13 protein-coding genes and 1 riboswitch are annotated in these 17,793 nt (G+C 54.9%); of the genes, 6 read left to right on the top strand and 7 right to left on the bottom strand.

Going from position 1 to position 17,793, the window contains the following annotated elements; translation table 11 throughout:
• Positions 1–229: 229 nt before the first annotated feature.
• The 5 genes from metK to mtnA form a co-directional block, all read right to left on the bottom strand.
• On the bottom strand, positions 230–1,480 hold the full coding sequence (metK, locus tag KTT_RS18065) for a methionine adenosyltransferase (protein ID WP_126599713.1): 1,251 nt from the start codon (positions 1,478–1,480) through the stop codon (positions 230–232).
• A gap of 170 nt (positions 1,481–1,650) precedes the next feature.
• A riboswitch (SAM riboswitch) is annotated at positions 1,651–1,768 on the bottom strand.
• 232 nt (positions 1,769–2,000) lie between these two features.
• Positions 2,001–3,269 (bottom strand): adenosylhomocysteinase, encoded by a 1,269-nt coding sequence (ahcY, locus tag KTT_RS18060; protein WP_126597323.1) that lies wholly within the window; start codon positions 3,267–3,269, stop codon positions 2,001–2,003.
• Positions 3,270–3,627: 358 nt separating this feature from the next.
• Positions 3,628–4,575: a PfkB family carbohydrate kinase gene (locus tag KTT_RS18055; protein WP_126597322.1), complete on the bottom strand. Its 948-nt coding sequence runs from the start codon at positions 4,573–4,575 to the stop codon at positions 3,628–3,630.
• A gap of 70 nt (positions 4,576–4,645) precedes the next feature.
• Positions 4,646–5,278, bottom strand: coding sequence for an HD domain-containing protein (locus KTT_RS18050; protein WP_126597321.1), 633 nt, complete (start codon positions 5,276–5,278; stop codon positions 4,646–4,648).
• Between the two features lie 22 nt (positions 5,279–5,300).
• Positions 5,301–6,413, bottom strand: a complete 1,113-nt coding sequence (gene mtnA / locus KTT_RS18045) for an S-methyl-5-thioribose-1-phosphate isomerase (protein WP_126597320.1) — start codon at positions 6,411–6,413, stop codon at positions 5,301–5,303.
• A gap of 400 nt (positions 6,414–6,813) precedes the next feature.
• On the opposite strand from mtnA, the gene KTT_RS18040 reads away from it, so the two are divergent.
• From KTT_RS18040 to KTT_RS18020, 5 genes are all read left to right on the top strand, one after another.
• Complete coding sequence (locus tag KTT_RS18040) at positions 6,814–7,350, top strand: RNA polymerase sigma factor (RefSeq protein WP_126597319.1); 537 nt, start codon at positions 6,814–6,816, stop codon at positions 7,348–7,350.
• The gene (locus KTT_RS18035; RefSeq protein WP_126597318.1) at positions 7,347–7,850 is read left to right on the top strand and encodes an anti-sigma factor family protein; all 504 of its coding nucleotides are present in this window, start codon (positions 7,347–7,349) and stop codon (positions 7,848–7,850) included. The genes KTT_RS18040 and KTT_RS18035 overlap by 4 nt, the downstream gene beginning before the upstream one ends.
• A 627-nt stretch (positions 7,851–8,477) precedes the next feature.
• Positions 8,478–10,784 carry a sensor histidine kinase gene (locus KTT_RS18030; protein WP_160145956.1) on the top strand — a complete coding sequence of 769 codons (2,307 nt, stop codon included), beginning with the start codon at positions 8,478–8,480 and terminating at the stop codon, positions 10,782–10,784.
• An 8-nt stretch (positions 10,785–10,792) separates the two neighbouring features.
• Positions 10,793–11,191: a response regulator gene (locus tag KTT_RS18025; protein ID WP_160145955.1), complete on the top strand. Its 399-nt coding sequence runs from the start codon at positions 10,793–10,795 to the stop codon at positions 11,189–11,191.
• Positions 11,192–11,390: 199 nt separating this feature from the next.
• A complete protein-coding gene (locus KTT_RS18020) occupies positions 11,391–12,896 on the top strand; it encodes a leucyl aminopeptidase (RefSeq protein WP_126597315.1) in 1,506 nt (501 codons plus the stop codon).
• A gap of 115 nt (positions 12,897–13,011) precedes the next feature.
• Here KTT_RS18020 and KTT_RS18015 read toward each other — a convergent pair whose 3' ends face one another.
• Positions 13,012–13,743: an IMP cyclohydrolase gene (locus KTT_RS18015; protein WP_126597314.1), complete on the bottom strand. Its 732-nt coding sequence runs from the start codon at positions 13,741–13,743 to the stop codon at positions 13,012–13,014.
• Positions 13,744–14,078: 335 nt separating this feature from the next.
• The gene (locus tag KTT_RS18010; protein ID WP_126597313.1) at positions 14,079–15,515 is read right to left on the bottom strand and encodes a phytoene desaturase family protein; all 1,437 of its coding nucleotides are present in this window, start codon (positions 15,513–15,515) and stop codon (positions 14,079–14,081) included.
• Positions 15,516–15,930: 415 nt separating this feature from the next.
• Between KTT_RS18010 and KTT_RS18005 the strand changes: the two genes are divergently transcribed.
• Positions 15,931–17,175 carry an oxalate decarboxylase family bicupin gene (locus KTT_RS18005; RefSeq protein ID WP_126597312.1) on the top strand — a complete coding sequence of 415 codons (1,245 nt, stop codon included), beginning with the start codon at positions 15,931–15,933 and terminating at the stop codon, positions 17,173–17,175.
• Positions 17,176–17,793: the final 618 nt, after the last annotated feature.

Raw genomic sequence — 17,793 nt, 5'->3', positions numbered from 1 at the left:
TCCTTTCTGCACTATGCATATAAGTTGTGATAGGTACAGGTAATCTGTACATCACACATTATAGTAGATGCAGACAATAAATAGCGAGGGGGTAAATCTTTTGTGTGTTGTGGGGCCGTCTGCGGCGGCCCCACAACACACAATTAAGCACGGCGGGTTCACAGCGGCTAATCGCCGCTGTGAACCCGCCGTGCTTAATTGTGTGAGGGATCATCTCAAAATTTTGGATTTATTGAGAGACTGCTTCGCTGGTTTCGGCGCTGGCGCCGACGCCTTTGCGCAGCATGGGGACTTTATCGAGGGCCTCCCAGGGCAGGTCGATGTCGGTGCGTCCGAAGTGACCGAAGGCGGCGGTCGGCTGGTAGATGGGGCGGCGCAGGTCCAGTGCCTGGATAATGCCCGCCGGGCGCAGATCAAAGTGCTCGTTGATCAGGCGAATAATCTCTTCATCCGAGACCTTGCCGGTGCCAAAGGTCTCGACGAACAGCGAGAGTGGGCGAGCCACGCCGATGGCATAGGCGATCTGCAACTCAATGCGATCCGCCAGGCCGGCGGCCACGATGTTCTTGGCGATATGGCGAGCCGCGTAGGCAGCTGAACGGTCAACCTTGGTCGCGTCTTTACCACTGAAGGCGCCACCACCATGGCGAGCCATGCCGCCATAGGTATCGACGATAATCTTACGGCCGGTCAGGCCAGCATCGCCCATAGGACCACCGGTAACAAAGCGGCCGGTAGGATTGACATAGAACTTGGTGTCCTTATCCAGCAGGTGCGCGGGAATAACGGGCTTAATAATATACTCGATCACATCCTGGCGGATCTGCTCGCGATCCACGTAGTCCGCGTGCTGGGTAGAAATCACGATCGTATCAACGCGGGTTGGTACGCCATGCTCATACTGTACTGTGACCTGCGCCTTACCATCGGGACGTAAATATGTCATCGGTCCCTGGCCGCTCCAGGATTTGCGGCGTACCTGCGAGAGCTGGCGCGTTAATTTGTGGGCCAGGCTGATCGGCATCGGCATCAGTTCGGGGGTCTCATTACAGGCAAAACCGATCATCATACCCTGGTCACCAGCGCCGATGCGCTCCAGCTCGTCGTCGGTCAACCGCACGACCTTATCGCCTTTGGTCTCCAGAGAATGGCTGACGCCCATATCGATGTCGGGTGACTGCTTGCCAATGGAGGTTGTAACACCACAGGTGCGATAGTCGAAACCATAATCGGCATTGATATAGCCGACCTGTTCGATCGTTTGGCGCACGACCGCCGACATATCGACCCAGGCTGACGTTGAAATTTCACCTGCAACCAGAACCAGGCCTGTCGTTGTAGCCGTCTCACAGGCCACGCGAGCCATAGGGTCTTGCGCCAGAATCGCATCCAGAATCGCGTCCGAAATTTGATCACAGAGTTTATCTGGATGACCTTCAGTCACCGACTCGCTGGTAAAAAATGTTTTAGGGTCACGCATGAAACTTGTCATGAATGGGCCATTCCTTTCTCGAAAAAAATTGGTGACACATGCATATGTATGGCCATAGTAATTACTTTTATTCTATGCTGAAGGTGAAGTGAGAAGTATGTGTGGGGCTCAGGCATAAAAAAACCCCTTTTTCTCAGGGGTGTGGCTATTGCACATTCCCCTCATCTTGCGGCATAGCATAGACCGCCGGAATTGGCACCCTTCCTGTTTGTTAGTGAAAACAGGCGGGTTGCCGGGCTTCATCGGGCCGTTTCCCTCCACCTCTCTTGATGAGAGTGATTACACTCATGTATTTATTTGTCCATGTAGCGGGGGTTTAACACCCCCTATGCGCTTAACATTGCTTATAATTGTACGCTACAGATATGCTAGATGTCAAATCTATGCAAGCGCTATCAGCATGCATGGATCAAGTACATTGATGCATGATGAGAAGGAGAAGCGAAGGATAGCGGCTGGCGCAATGCTATGCCGCCAGCCTGCTATCCGGGGCCACATGAGAGACGGTTTAGGTGCCGGACTCCCATGAGTTGAGGTACTTCTCCTGCTCTTCAGTAAGCGTATCAAACTTGATGCCCATGGCATGCAGTTTGAGGCGCGCAATCTCTTTGTCGAGATCCTGTGGCAGGGTATAGACCTGGGGCTTCAGCTCTTTGGCATGGTTGAGCATGAACTCGGAACCCAGGGCCTGGTTAGCAAAGCTCATATCCATCACGCTGGCGGGATGACCTTCGGCGGCGGACAGGTTGACCAGGCGGCCCTCGGCCAGCAAGTGTACGTGGCGGCCATCGGCATAGGTGTACTCATCGACAAAGTCGCGCACGCGGCGCTTGCCGGTGGCCAGTTTCTCCAGAGCCGGGATGTTGATCTCGTCATTGAAGTGGCCAGAGTTAGCGATCAGGGCGCCGTCTTTCATCTTCTCCATATGAGCCTGGTCGATCACGTTGATGTCGCCGGTCACGGTAATGAAGATATCGCCCAGGGCGGCAGCCTCGACACCGGGCATGACGCGATAGCCATCCATGACGGCCTCCAGGGCGCGGGTAGGATCGACTTCGCAGACGATCACGTTGGCGCCGTGGCCATGGGCACGGGAAGCCACGCCACGACCACACCAGCCATAGCCGAAGACCACGATGGTGCGACCGGCCAGCAGGACGTTGGTCGAGCGAATAATCGCGTCCAGCGTGCTCTGACCTGTCCCATAGCGATTATCAAATAAATGCTTGGTGTCAGAGTCATTGACCGCCAGAACCGGGAAGCGCAGGACACCCTGCTTCTCCATACTGTGCAGGCGGATCACGCCGGTGGTGGTCTCTTCCATACCACCGATGATGCCGGGGATCAGGTCTGTGCGCGTGGTGTGCAGGGTTGAAACCAGATCACAACCATCGTCCATCGTCATCTGAGGATTGTGGTCGAGCACCGAGTTGATGTGGCTGTAGTAGGTCTTCTCATCCTCACCCTTGATGGCATAGGTCGGAATACCGTACTCGCTCACCAGGGCGGCGGCCACGTCATCCTGCGTCGAAAGAGGATTGGAGGCACACAGCACCAGGTCAGCACCACCAGCCTTCAGGGTGATGGCCAGGTTGGCGGTCTCAGTTGTAATATGCAAACAGCCCGACATACGCACGCCTTTGAGAGGCTGCTCCTTGGCGAAGCGCTCACGAATGAGGCGCAGAACAGGCATATCTTTCGCGGCCCACTCGATACGGTCTTTACCGCGAGGGGCCAGGGAGAGATCTTTTACATCTCCACGTGTTGAAGTTGTCATTGTACCTATCAAATTCCTTCCGTACTGACGTACGATTGTACAAGCGATGGGAAACATTCCGGGGGAACGTTCCCGATTATTCTACAACATTTCTCTGTGCGCAACTATAGCTTACAAAAAGCCGATGAGTTATCCCGAACTTTTGAAAAAGTTTCCAAAACCGGGGGTGCAGGGTTCCTTTCAAGTGTAGGTTTTCAGGGGCCTTGCCCCTTGGGCCCGGCTTATGCCGCCTGACGGCGGCATAAGGAGAGAGGAAATCAGGGGACACCCCTGAAACCCCGCCATGGGCTGCCGCCCCTGGACCCCGCTCTCAAAAACCTGTACCTGTAAGGTACTGGATTCTCCCGCATTGGGAGTGCTAATGAGCTCCCTGAGGAGTCCAGTTGGGATCGAAATGCGAGTAGCGCACCAGTTCACCGTAGCGCTTCACGATATCATCCATGCTTAAACCTGTTAAGCCACCGATGCCGAAATCAGCGCAGGTAAAAGAGCCGATGATATTTCCGTGCACGACCGCGCGCTTGATATCATCGATAGAGAAGCGTCCGGAGACGTCCGCCTGAATGGTTGAGAGGTAGCCCAGGAAACCACCCGCGAAGGAGTCGCCTGCGCCCGTGGGATCAACCACTTCTTCCAGGGGATATGAAGGCGCGCTAAAATAGGTGCCATCGGCGCCAAAGAGCAGGGCGCCATAGCTACCCAGCTTCACCACCACGTATTTGAGGCCCAGCGTAAAGAAGTGCCGGACCGCCGCCAGAATGCTGGACTGGTTGGTGTACTGCCTGACCTCTTCCTCGCTCATCAAGAGCACATCGACCTGCTTGATCACTTCAGTCAACTTATCGCGCGCGGTATTGATCCACAGCTCCATGGTATCCAGCACGGTGAGCTGAGCGTGTGGCATCTGCTGCAGCACCTCTAGCTGTAGTTCTGGTTGAATATTGGCCAGGAAGACCAGCGGACTCTGTGTGTAGGACGCGGGCACCACGGGATGGAAATCGCCAAAGACGCCCAGCTGGGTATCGAGGGTATCGCGCGTATTCATATCCATGTGATAGCGCCCATGCCAGTGGAAGGTCCGCCCCTCCTGAATCTGGAGACCATCGAGATTGACCGAGCGGTTGCGCCAGAAGTCGAGGTATTCACGTGGAAAGTCACTCCCTACAATCCCCACCAGGTTGACCTGATCATAGATCGATGCGGCGGTCGTAAAATATGATGCGGCCCCACCCAGGACGCCGTCCATCCTGTTAAAGGGTGTTTCTACTGTATCCAGGGCCACTGAGCCCACAACTAGAATAGGCAAGTTTCGCCTCCATAAAAATTGTCTCGTAAATAAGAGAGGATTTGCGCTTAAAAAGTTTCATTTTTTTGCCCTAAATCGGGGTGGCGTCACTCAAATGCTCAATGACTCCATCCAGAAAAGACAAAGTATTGTTGAATTTGGTGCGGGCCATCTCGCGGGCTGGAGCGGTATGCAAAGATTGGTACAGCTCGATAAAACGCTCCTCGACGTGGCGCAAGATGGCGGCCAGCACCTCACCGGTAACCGCACGATTGGGATAGCGAGCCCCGAACTCGATGAGCGAGGTAATCACGGCCAGTCCGCTTAAGCGGCCCAGCTTATCCGCATCGTAGAGGATATTGCCCTCGGTCACCGCTTCAGTACGCTGATCAGACGCAATCGCCGTGGTATGGGTCAAGATAGCCTGCTCGACATGCTGCACCAGGGCGTCCGGTGCCTCATGCTGACGCAGAAACTCGACCGCCATCTCGGCCGATTTCACCTGGTGATCCTGGAAACCATGGGTCACCGTTGAAATGTCATGAAGATAGCCAGCAATAATCAGTGCATCAGTGTCGATAGCGAAGGCCTGGTCTTCCTGCGTCTCTAATTCAAGAGCCAGCAGTTTACAATTGGCGACCACAGCGCTCACATAGCGAAAACCTTCGCCGCCCATAACCTCTTCCGCGTACTGGGCCGCAGCTTGCACGACATCTGTATCCATCCTAAAATACCTTCCCTAAAAGCTAGTGCTCCGTATCTAGCTCCCTCAGATTTTCACGATACGGAGGTCGCACGATCCCTTTTTCTGTAATAATAGCAGAAATATAGGGATGGGGCGTGACATCAAACGCAGGGTTGGCCACCGCGACACCAGCGGGAGCGATCGAGGTCCCATACAATGTCGTTACTTCCTCGGGCTTGCGTTGCTCTATGGGGATCTGATCTCCCGAGGGAAGCGAGAGATCGATGGTGGAGCAAGGAGCCACCACATACAACGGAATCTGGTGAGCATGCGCCAGCACCGCCAGGCTATACGTGCCAATCTTGTTGGCTACGTCACCATTGGCGGCGATGCGATCGGCCCCCACGAAAATAGAGCGAATGTTCCCCTGACGCATAAAGTGGCCCGCCATGTTATCGGTGATCAGTGTCAGCGGAATACCCTCCTGCTGTAACTCCCAGGCCGTTAAACGCGCGCCCTGAAGAACAGGTCGCGTTTCATCAACCAGGACATGCAGATTCTTCCCGCTGCGGGCCGCCACGTATATCGGGGCCAGCGCGGTCCCGATGCCTGTCGTGGCCAGGGCACCGGCATTACAATGCGTCAATAGTGTATCACCATCAGCAATTAATTCAGCCCCATACATGCCCATCTGCCAGCACGCCTGCACATCTTCAGCAGCGATGGCCTGCGCCTCTTCTTGCAAAAGGGCGACAAGCTGCTGGACCGGCATGGATGTTCGGGCGACTTGCTGCAGACAGCGCTGCATACGCTCGGTTGCCCAGAAGAGATTTACGGCCGTGGGTCGCGTACGACACAGCAACTGGCTGACCTCATGCACGTGCTCGCTGAGCTCGGCCAGGGTAAGCTCGCGCTGGACTGCCTGGCGCTCAGCCAGGAGCCTGGCGGCGGCCAGGGCAACGCCAAAGGCGGCCGTCACACCGATCACCGGCGCCCCCCTCACCTTCAAACTGGCGATCGCATCAGCCACCTGCTGCTCATGCTGAAGATGCATGATAACCACCTGCTGTGGTAACAACGATTGATCCAGCAGGCCAATCTGCGCACGACCATCTGCCTCATCCTCTTCCCACCACACGGTCCGCACCTGTGAATGAAAGAAACTGTCATCCATGGGATTAAAGCCTCCTCTCGGTCTCGCCATGCAAAAGGCTGGTAAGACGTTTTGGGCATAATCCCCCGATATGTAACGAAGGGGTAACGCAAGCTGCGTTTTATGCACCCAATAGTACTAACCCATAAGTGAATGATTGCGGTAAATCCACCAGAGTATGCTACCATGATAAACGATACAACACTCAACAGCAAGTATGCATGACTACTTTATCATGTTACTGATAGCGTTAGTTGTCCGTTCCACTAGACAGAAGGGAAAAGCGTTTCCACACGCGCCATGGCTATACACGCTTGCGCGCAGTGTCGGCCTACCATACTACATGGCCTGGAGACAGCTACTCATCCTCTTGCATGGAACGGACAAGGGAACACAGTAGCTATCGAAGGGATTGTAGCGCATGGTCCGGGTGGAAACCAGGGAAAACTCCTGGTCCTTTGAACAAATTTACGACGAATACAAAACACCTATTTACAACTACGTCTATCACCTGGTAGGGGATCGCGAACAGGCTGATGACCTGACACAGGATACCTTCCTGAAGGCTTTTCGTGCCCTGCCAAAGATGGATGCGAACTTGAAGTTGTCGGCCTGGCTCTATCGTATTGCCACCAATACGGCATATGATGCGTTGCGTCGTCGCAAACTGATTGCCTGGTTACCCTGGCAAGATCTCGACCATGAGCCAGCTGATGTTGAGAGCGCGGATCCGCAAGAGATCTATGGCACTACTGAAATGGTACGTGCGGCACTACGCCGCATGCCCCAGCAGTATAGGGCGGCCCTGTTATTATATACTCAGGAGGGGTTCTCCTATAGCGAGATTGCCCACACCCTGAACATTGCTGAGAGCGGCGTCAAAATGTATCTCTCGCGCGCACGTCAGTCGTTTCGAGAGCACTATCGGTCCCTGGAACAAGGAGGAGGCACGAAATGAACTGTGAGCAGGTCAGGGATTTGCTCAGTGCCTACCTTGACGATCAGCTCACAGCGAATGAGCGCCAGTACGTAGATACCCATCTTACGTCTTGTCCCCACTGTGCCGGCGTTCTGGCCGATTACCGCCGCTTTGATACCTTGCTAGCCCAGCTACCACGGGTCACTCCTACGACCGATCTGCGCGACAGGATCCTGGCCGCGGCCGGCCCGTTCACAAGTGATGGTAAAAAACAGGCTCCGGACTCATCCAGTAACTGGTTACAATATACCCCCCTCTCCCTACCCATCAGAAATGTTTTCCCACAACAGCAGAGTGGAGATAATAGCATCCAGGCACCCTCAAAATCCTCCTCTTCCTTCTCCTTCCAACCGCTGCTCAATCACTATCCCAGGCGCAACCTCCTCGGTCTGCAGATCGCCATCATTCTGCTCCTTATCCTGCTCACCAACGGCATTCGCCTACTTCTTCTGCGCTACAACTGGCCCAGGCACTCATAGTATAATACTTCATTATAACCATAGCTGAATTGAGAGAAGTGTGCATAATGCATATTTTGGGGATACGGAAATAGAAGCAAGAAAAAATGCCCGGTGTATTACATAAAGTAATCGTAAAAATTCCGCAAAGTGGTGCTAAACCTGTTTACTTTGAATAAGATTATACGTTATAATACATAGGCTTGGGATGGATGGCGGGATGTGCGTAGGCAAGCAACCCACCTCGACGAGCAGCTTGTAGCGGACATCTAAGATTTACGTGCAACCTTTTCCCCATGGGGTTCGCACGCGCACCTCCTGGAGTTTCGCGTCGCGCCAGAAGCAGACGCGCTGTAAGGGGAAGACGAGCTGGCACCCCGTCCTCCCCTTGCTTTTACCATACGTAGGAAGGGTCGCATGCAATTCACCGTACGATCACTGGGTGGAAAATTGATAATTGTTGCGACGTTAACTCTCTTGCTTTGTATGCTCCTCTTTTCCATTATTTCCTGGGGCATATTCAGGTTCTATTCAGAATATCAGGCCAAGAGGGACGCGCAATCACATCTTTCCAGCATACAGGCGGCATATCAAAGCCATGCCCGGGATTTCATCCAGACGGTCAATAAGATAGTACAGGATAAGCAGATGACGGCAACGCTCGCACGCTTACCAGCGGCGGACGAGGGGAGCGCTATCCGTATAGTGCTTAACCAGTATACTACCAGTAATGCACTGTATTCATTAGATATACTTGATAAGCAAGGCCATGAGCTGGCTCCCGCGGCCCTCCCTTTAACCAGCACGCAACAGCAATTGGTTGCTCAGGCCAGGCAGGGGCAGACTATACTGCTACTCCAGCCACTATCAGTAGCCGCTCCTACTGTGTCATCCAGCCCACAATGGCTCCTGTTATTAGCGCGTCCAACGCCAACCTATGCGGGCGGGATCATGGTTGCCACACAGGCTATCAATGGTCAGTTTATGCAGGATCTCAGCCAGCGGGCCGGTACCGGACTACTCGCCTGTGTGCAGAACCAGTTCGTGGAGGCAACCGCATTAGATCTGGCGCGGTCCACCATGCTGAAAAATGAGACGCAACAACAGATGTGCCAGCATGATGAGCCGCAGATCGTGGAGAGTCATGAGACCTACCTGGTACAGGGCCAGAGCATGCACCTGGCACAGCAGATAGCTGGCACACCCGATCTCACGCTGAGCACGATTGAACCACTCTATAACCTGAACACCCATCCCAGGCGCTGGATGCTCTTAATAGTGGGCACTGGCCTGTTTGTATTTTCGCTGGGCATCTTTCTCTTCTCTTTTTTCACCAGCGTTCTGCTGATCCGACCGCTTCGTCGCCTGCAGGCGCATGCTCAGATTCTGGTGGCACAAAATACAGGCGTACAGATGGAGCTACCTCGCGGCAACGATCTATCCATGCTGGCCCAGTCCTTCCAACTCCTCAACGAATCGCTATACAATGAAAGCCAGGCCCTCATCGATCAGACGCACAATCTGCTGGTCATGAGCGATGCTTTGATGTCTACCTTAAACCTGGAACAGTTGCTGGCCGAATTTGTAACACGCATGGGAAATATCATGCATGTCAAGCATGTAGCGCTGCTGCTCTACGGACGCGAAAGCATCGCTCCCTGGGCGGTAGCGCAGTGGTCGGAGACACCCGAGGAGCCGCCGCAGACGGAGAGCCAGACCGTCCCGAGTACGGTCAGCGTCTATACCGATCCCAATAACGATATCACAATGGCCGTAACCAGCAAGATGGCCGCCATCCCCAATCCACAGTCACTGACACCCAGCGCGAAACGAGCCGCCATCCGCGCTGGCGCGCCAACGACCGGAGGCACCATCAAGCCATCACGCATCCCTAACCACGCCCTGCACGAGCTGGATATGACGCTGGCACGCATGGCGATCCAGCGGCAGAAGATTGTCTATGGCGAAGACATCGCCACCATCTATCAGAAAAAGCAGGAGCGCTGGGCGCGCCTGGCCTTAGAGGCCGGCTACTGCTCCGCCATCGCGGTCCCTCTGCTACTGCAGGACCAGGCGATCGGCACATTTATACTTTATACTGAAGAATCACACCCGATCAGCAGTCGTGATACCTTCTTACTCAGTACAGCAGCCCTGCAGACATCGATGGCCATCGAAAACGCGCTCTTGTTCGCGGAGGTTAAAGATAAAAACGCGGCCCTTGAGCGCGCCAACCATTTGAAATCTCAATTTCTGGCTAACGTCACCCATGAGCTGCGCACGCCACTGCATAGTATCATCAGCTATGGCGCGCTCATCCTGGAAGGCTTTGTGGATGGGACGCTCACGGAGGAACAGGAACAGCATATTCAATTTATGGTCGACCGGGCCGAGGATCTCTCGCACCTGGTCGATGATATGCTTGATCTCTCAAAAATCGAAGCCGATCGCATCGAGATAAAATCAGAGCCACTGGAACTGGCGACCAGCCTATCCCAGGTCATCGAGCAATTGAAGCCGCTGGCCAACAATAAAGAGCTCTATCTGCGCCTGAGGATCGACAGGGGCATCCCACAGGTGCTGGCCGATGGTCACCGCCTGCGCCAGATCGTCATCAACCTGGTTTCCAACGCCATCAAGTTCACCGAGAAGGGTGGAGTGACCATTCATTGCCATCATTTGCAGCAGCAGGATATGGTACAGATCGCCGTCACCGACACAGGTATCGGTATTTCGCCCGCGGCCCTCGGCTACATCTTCGAAGCCTTTCGCCAGGCCGATGGCAGCACCACCAGGCGCTTCGGTGGGACAGGACTGGGACTCACCATCGCGAAAAAACTCATTGAACTGCAAGGTGGGGAGATCGCGGTAGAAAGCATACCAGGGGAAGGGTCCACCTTTTCGTTTACGCTACCAATTGCGGAACCGTCCGAAGTCGTAATCAAGAATACATGAGAAACAACATGAATACATCAACACAGAACATATATCAGCCAACCATCATGGTCATCGAGAACGAGGTATCCAATCGCCTCTTAATTGAACGCGTCCTGTCGACCCGTGGCTATCGCTGCATCTCAGCATCCAACGGACGTGATGCTCTGGAGATGCTGGATCGCGAGCGCGTCGACCTGGTGCTCACCGATCTTTCAATGCCGGTGCTGGACGGCTATCAGACCACACAGATCATTCGCGCGCGCCCCGGCATGCAGCAGGTGCCCATCGTGGCGGTAACGGCGTTCGCGCTCAACGATGAAGGTGAGGCCGCCAGGCAGATTGGCTGTACAGAATATCTGACCAAACCATTCAAGCCGCGTCAGCTCCTGGAAGTGGTTGAGCGCCTCCTCCATCGATCTGCCTGAGACCAACTTGTTCTCTCGTTGAACGATGTGCCATACTGAAGAGAGACCACAAAGAATACCGCTCATCGATCAGGTGTAGCCATACTCACGGCCAGCGATGGCCCGACAGCGACCGGATCGATACGTATATTTTCGTACTAAAAACAACGATGGCATCACACCATCAGCCACTATAGTACGTTCGAAGGAGAATTGAGGTATGGAGATCAATCTGACCACGCAGGAACCAGGCAGGATTGCCTGTGATGCTTTGATTGTCAGTGCGGCACGCAAGGCGTCCGACTCGGGACTCGTGTTATCGCCCGCGGCGGCCGCAGTTGACACGGTCCTGGCCGGACTCATCGCCGAGCGGAACGCGGATGGAGAATTCAAGGGCGGGGTCGGCGAGCTGCTCACACTGCATCCTGGAGATAAGCTGGCAGCCAAACGGGTCGTGCTGGTGGGCCTGGGAGCGCTGGACAAACTGGATAACCAGGCGGTACGCAAGGCGACCGCCATCGCAGCCCGTCACCTGCAGAAAACGGGCGCGCGAACGATAGCGGTCGCCGTGGGATTGGCCGTCAATAACTTTAGCGTCGAGGACGAGGCTCAGGCCGCCATTGAAGGCGCGCTGCTGGGCCTCTATACGTTCCGCGCCTATCAGAGCAAAGAGAACACCAGCAGCGTCAACCAGGTCATCCTGGCAGCCACCCAGGAGCAAAAAGCCGGATTCGAGCAGTCGATCCGCCAGGCACAGGCCATGGCCGAGGGCACCAACTTCGCCCGTAGCCTGATCAATGAGCCACCCTGCGTGCTGACCCCCGTTGAACTGGCCAACCGCGCCAGCGCCATGGCAAAAGAGGTCGGACTGGAATGCGAGATCTTCGAAAAAGAGAAGATTCAACAGTTGGGGATGGGGGGGCTGCTGGCGGTCTCCAAAGGTAGCGTGAATCCACCGCGCTTTGTTATCCTGCGCTACCGTGGTGGCGATGAGGGGGATAAAGGCATGGCCCTGGTTGGCAAAGGTATCACCTTCGATACCGGTGGCATCTCGCTCAAACCCGGCGCCAATATGGACGCTATGAAGGGCGATATGGGTGGAGCGGCCGCCGTTCTGGGCGCCATGCTAGCGATTGGTCGCCTCAAGCCAGCCATTAACGTCACGGCCTTCGTGCCGACCTGTGACAACATGCCCAGCGGCAGTTCATATGTGCCGGGCGACATCGTCCGTATTATGAACGGCAAGACCATCGAGATCGTCAACACCGATGCCGAAGGCCGCCTGATCCTGGCCGACGCCCTCTCCCTGGCCTCGCAAGAAGGCATGTCCCCCATCCTGGATCTGGCCACACTGACCGGAGCCATGGTAGTCGCACTGGGACATCCTATGACCGGCTTCTTCAGCAATGATGAGCAACTGGCGGAAGCGATCATGAGCGCGGGCCGGGCCACCGGTGAAAAATACTGGCCGATGCCCCTGGACGAGGAATACGGCGAGTCGATCAAGAGCGAGATCGCTGACATCAAGCAGACCGGTGGACGCGAGGCGGGCGCGGTCACGGCCGCGAAGATCCTGGAGCATTTCGTGGGGAACGCGAAGTGGGCGCACCTCGACATCGCCGGAACTAGCTACGTTGACAGTCCCAAACCCTACCAGGAAAAGGGGGGCACCGGCGTAGGAGTGCGCACCCTGACCGAGCTGGCATTCAGACTGGCAGGGCGATAAGCACGCTTGAGCTTGCGCAGCTGCGGTGCTCAGGAACCATTTAGGTGTTGGTGCGGCAGGCGTGGGAATGTGCGCCTGCCGCACCAATATACCATAAAAATCAGGCACATTCTCACTACTGGGAGGTAAAACGATTGCGCACCAGCAGGCGGCTGGTCCCCTCCTGAACAGAGATCTGCTTGACCGCAATGGCAACGCGATTATCCGCGTTTAAGGCATTCCAATAAGTATCCAACACTGCTTCGGCCTTGCCCGCGCACGGCAACAGCAGCGGATCGCCGCTAAAGCTGGGCAGCGGATTGCCATCACCGCGATACGTGGTCAATCCCATAGCGAACCCGCGGGGCAGTTTCCCCGGACGATACGTAAAGCGGTCGGTGTTGGCGGGATTGGCCTTGCTGGCCTTCAAGATGCTGAGCGTGATCCTGCCGGGAAAGGTCTGCAGGTCCAGCATGCCACTGATGCGAGGGGTGTAATGGGGAGCATCCGGCTCACGCTCCCGCTTTTCGAGCGCCGCATCAAACGAGCTACCGGCCAGCAACGCATCATAAATAGTGCGTGTCTGATCGCCATTGCTGACCAGGTAGATGCTGGGCAGTTCCAGCATCGCATCATAGATCAAGAGCTCGGGATTCTCCATCTGACGCGTATCGATCGGCTCGGTGCGCAATGTCGTGCCCGCGGCCACAAAGCGACGATTGCGGCTTGAGGCGCTGCGCCCCATGATCCAATAAATCATCAACCAGGCATCTTCCACGGAAGAGCGACCGATTACCAGACCTCTTCCCGGGTAAGGGTTGTCCCGCAGCAGTTCAAAATTCGCCGCTGCCAGCGCATTAGCATCCATCTTGTCTGTTATCTCCCTTTTTATTGTTACGCCCCGGTCTCTACCAGGCGCTTCCTCATCGTAGGTCTGACTCACGTAATATGGGGAAACTTGCGTGCCCCCGCACGCGCGTCCGCTGCGCGGACGCGCTATGTTTGTGAGTTGGTGCAGTGGGTGCGCATCCGCGCACCCACTGCACCAACTCACAGTTGACCGGTGAGCAACGCAGATGCCAAACCATCTCTTATGACCGTAAATGAAGTATACAGGAAATCTAGCTAGCTGTAAAAGCAGTTGTCATGGCTACAAGACAAACAGTTGCGGCAGCGCTTTGCTGTACGATAGAACAGCCTACCCTATTTATGTTTATCGACCCGCAATGTTTTGTTCAAAGCGGCCCGGGCCGCGAAGTAGCCGCACATGCCGTGTACACCTCCGCCCGGCGGCGTTGACGAGGAGCAAAGAAAGATGTCCGGGGCGGGAGTCGTATAGGGATCAATGCGTATGGTCGGACGCGTAAACAGCTGCCAGATGTCCTGCACACCGCCATTGATGTCCCCTCCAATGTAATTGGGGTTGTACTGCTCCAGCGCGGCAGGATTCGAGACGTGGCGGGCCAGGATGCGATCACGAAAGCCCGGCGCGAAGCGCTCTATCTGTGCCTCGATGCGATCGCTCATGTCAAAGGTCGAACCACTGGGAACGTGGCAGTAAGCCCACACTGTATGTTTACCCACCGGCGCGCGACTGGCGTCTACCAGGCTCTGCTGGGCCACCAGCACATAGGGTCGCTCCGCGTGCTGACCACGCCACACCTGTCGCTCAGACTCGGCGATCTCAGCGAAAGAGCCGCCCAGGTGAACGGTCCCTGCCCGCAGACACTCCTGAGCCTTCCAGGGGATCGGACCATCCAGCGCCAGGTCAATCTTAAAGGAACCCGGCCCATAACGATAGCGCCGCAGACGCCTTTTATAGCTGTCGGGCAGACGATTACCTGCCATGGACAGCAGCTGGCGCGGCGTCACATCAAAGAGATACGCCCTGGCCGCTGGCAGCTCATCGATATGCTGTAACTCGCGGCCCGTCTGAATCTCCCCGCCCAGGGAGCGCAGGTAGCCAGCCAGCGCGTCCACGATACTCTGTGAACCGCCGCGAGGCACAGGCCAACCGACGGCGTGCCCGGCCGTCCCCAACAGCATACCCGCCGCCGCGCTGGTCAAGCGATCTAGCGGCAGCATAGAATGGGCGCAGATACCGGCCAGCATGGTACGAGCACGTGTCTCTTTAAAGAACGATTGTGTCAACAGCCGTGCCGAAGACAGGGCGGCCAATCCAAAGGGAACGAGTGCCAGAGGATGGAGCAGGGGCTTTACACGCAATGGACCCAGGAAGGCGTTCACGATCAGCGGCCAATGCTCAACATATGGGCGCATCAGCCTACGATAGGCTCCCGCGTCCACACCCAGAGTAGCGGCCGTCTCGTCCACAGAACGTTGCAGCAGCATGGCCGAACCATCATCCAGAGGATGGGCCAGGGGAATCTCGGGCTGCAGCCACTCCAGGCCAAACCGCTCCAGCGGCAGGGACTGAAAAAATGGCGAAGCGATAGCCAGCGGATGGACGGCCGAGCACACGTCATGCACAAAGCCCGGCAACGTCAGCTCCTTCGAGCGCGATCCCCCACCAATGGTCTCCTTCGCCTCCACCACCAGCACATGTTGTCCCACCCGCGCCAGCTCTACCGCCGCCGCCAGGCCATTTGGACCCGAGCCAATTACAATCGCATCATACATGAAACAATACCCACGTTCTATAGACTCTACAGCTCTTCAATAGCACATTTAGCGCCTCTATTAGTATTTATCCACACACTACTAACAACAAGCAATAGATCCTGCCAATGACTGAATTGTGGAGAGTAGGCCCGGTCCCCCATTAGTGCGTCGTACACTGCCGATGAGATACCTCATACGTTATTTTACCTACGTATCTCCCTCCGCAGGTAGAGAAAAATACAGTTGTTTCACAGATGCCAAACGGCTGGCGTGTGCATACACTCATAAGAGGAGAGTTTTCTCACAGGCGCGAATGTGATGGAGCTGGATCACTCAATGGCTTTTACTTATTTATTTTACAAAGCTGAGCCCTACAATGAATGGCTCACTGCGAGAAACTTTTATTTATAAGATACCAGGCAGAGAGGATATTATGGATACAACGAGACGCAAAATTATTCAAACCCTGGCGGCCGCGGGAGCTGTTGCCAGTGTCACCAATGTCCCTGCTGTTGCTCATGCTGCATCGACAACCGCCGCTGCAGCTATTGATCCAGTACCTGAACCGATTGTAGGCAATCTCGGCGCGACCGATCCCGGGCCCCGTAATGTGGTGCTTGATGAGATGAATCTTGATAGCATGGCTCCCCCTACGACCGATGCGGGCATTATGCCGAATCTCAAATTTTCGTTTAGCAACGCCCATAATCGGCTTGCCAATGGCGGCTGGGCTCGCCAGGTAACGATAACGGAGCTACCCGTCTCAACGGATGTAGCAGGGGTAACTATGCGCCTGAAGGAGGGTGCCGTCCGCGAGTTGCACTGGCACGTAGAGGCTGAATGGGCCTTTATGCTCAATGGAAGGGCACAGGTAACCTGCCTGGATCCTCAGGGACGTAATTTCGTCGATAATGTTGGCGTCGGCGATCTCTGGTACTTCCCGGCCGGTTTTCCGCACTCGATTCAGGGGCTTCAGGGTGGTTGTGAATTCTTGCTGGTCTTTGATGATGGTCACTTCTCCGCGGGCTCAACCTTCATGCTCAGCGACTGGTTCGCGCACACGCCGAAATCGGTGCTGGCGAAAAACTTTGGTGTAGCGGAAAGCAATTTCGCCAACCTTGCGCCGCCATCTACGCGCTGGATTTACCCCGGCCAGGTTCCCACCTCATCAACGCCCGTCTCAGATCCTTACGGGCAATCTCCACAAAGCTTCACCTATCACCTGATGGCTCAGCCGCCAACGCAGGGCAAAGCTCATGGCAGGGTGAGGGTCGTTGACTCAACCCAATTCCGCGTCTCGACAACGATCGCGGCCGCGTTAGTAGAGGTTGAACCGGGTGGTTTGCGTGAGATGCACTGGCATCCGAATGCCGATGAATGGCAGTACTATATTGAAGGAAATGCACGTATGACGGTCTTTGCTGGTGCCGGCACAGCCGCAACGTTCGACTACCAGGCCGGCGATGTCGGTTATGTGGCGGCGAATATGGGACACTATGTCGAGAATACCGGCAAGACAACATTACGCTTTCTGGAAATATTTAAAACGGATCGCTATGCTGATTTTTCTCTCAATCAGTGGATGGCGGTTACGCCGCCAGCATTGGTACAGGGCGATCTCAACCTGCCGCAACAGGTGATGGATGCGCTACAAAAGAAGAAGCCGATCATTGTATAGCGTGGCATACATATGTTGTCACATCGAATTTGTCGCAGCCCGGCCGACACTGGTGTCGGCCGGGCTGCGACAAATTCGATGTGAATGTTTCAAAAGTCAGTCAAAGTTTATCAACAAGTACTTAAGATCGAAAAGAAGCTTAGAGCGAAGACGCAAAAGATACGAGAAACAATCCACACCAAAAGAACCATATTAAATTCCGCCAAAAACACTAAGGCACCTGGGCAAACAAAGAGTCCAGGTGCTTTACTTATATCAAAATCTCTCTCTTCCGTTCAAACAGGTTTGAGTAAAGAAAATGGTTGACCGCGACGTGAACAATATAAACTGTTGATTGTTTGCCGATGAGAGCAATGTGGGCATTTTTTGAAGGCAGCAATACATAGTAAAAAAGAAGCAAGAAATAGGATAAGGGTGAGTATTAAATAAAAAGGAAGATATGACCAGTGTTGTTTCTGTATAGAAACAACATCTCCAATCACAAAAAATAAACCGGCAAGCAAGGTTAATTCACTTCCCAGGAAAAGGAAAAATATTTTCATTGATGGAAGAACCCCTCTAAGCTTTTATTGCCAACAAAAACGTTCTGCGAGGGATTATATAATATTGCTGTGCTAA

Source organism: Dictyobacter aurantiacus, from assembly GCF_003967515.1.
GTDB classification, from domain to species: Bacteria; Chloroflexota; Ktedonobacteria; order Ktedonobacterales; family Ktedonobacteraceae; genus Dictyobacter; species Dictyobacter aurantiacus.
Note: the sequence above shows the minus strand (reverse complement) of the source record. Positions and strands in the feature narration are given on the sequence as shown.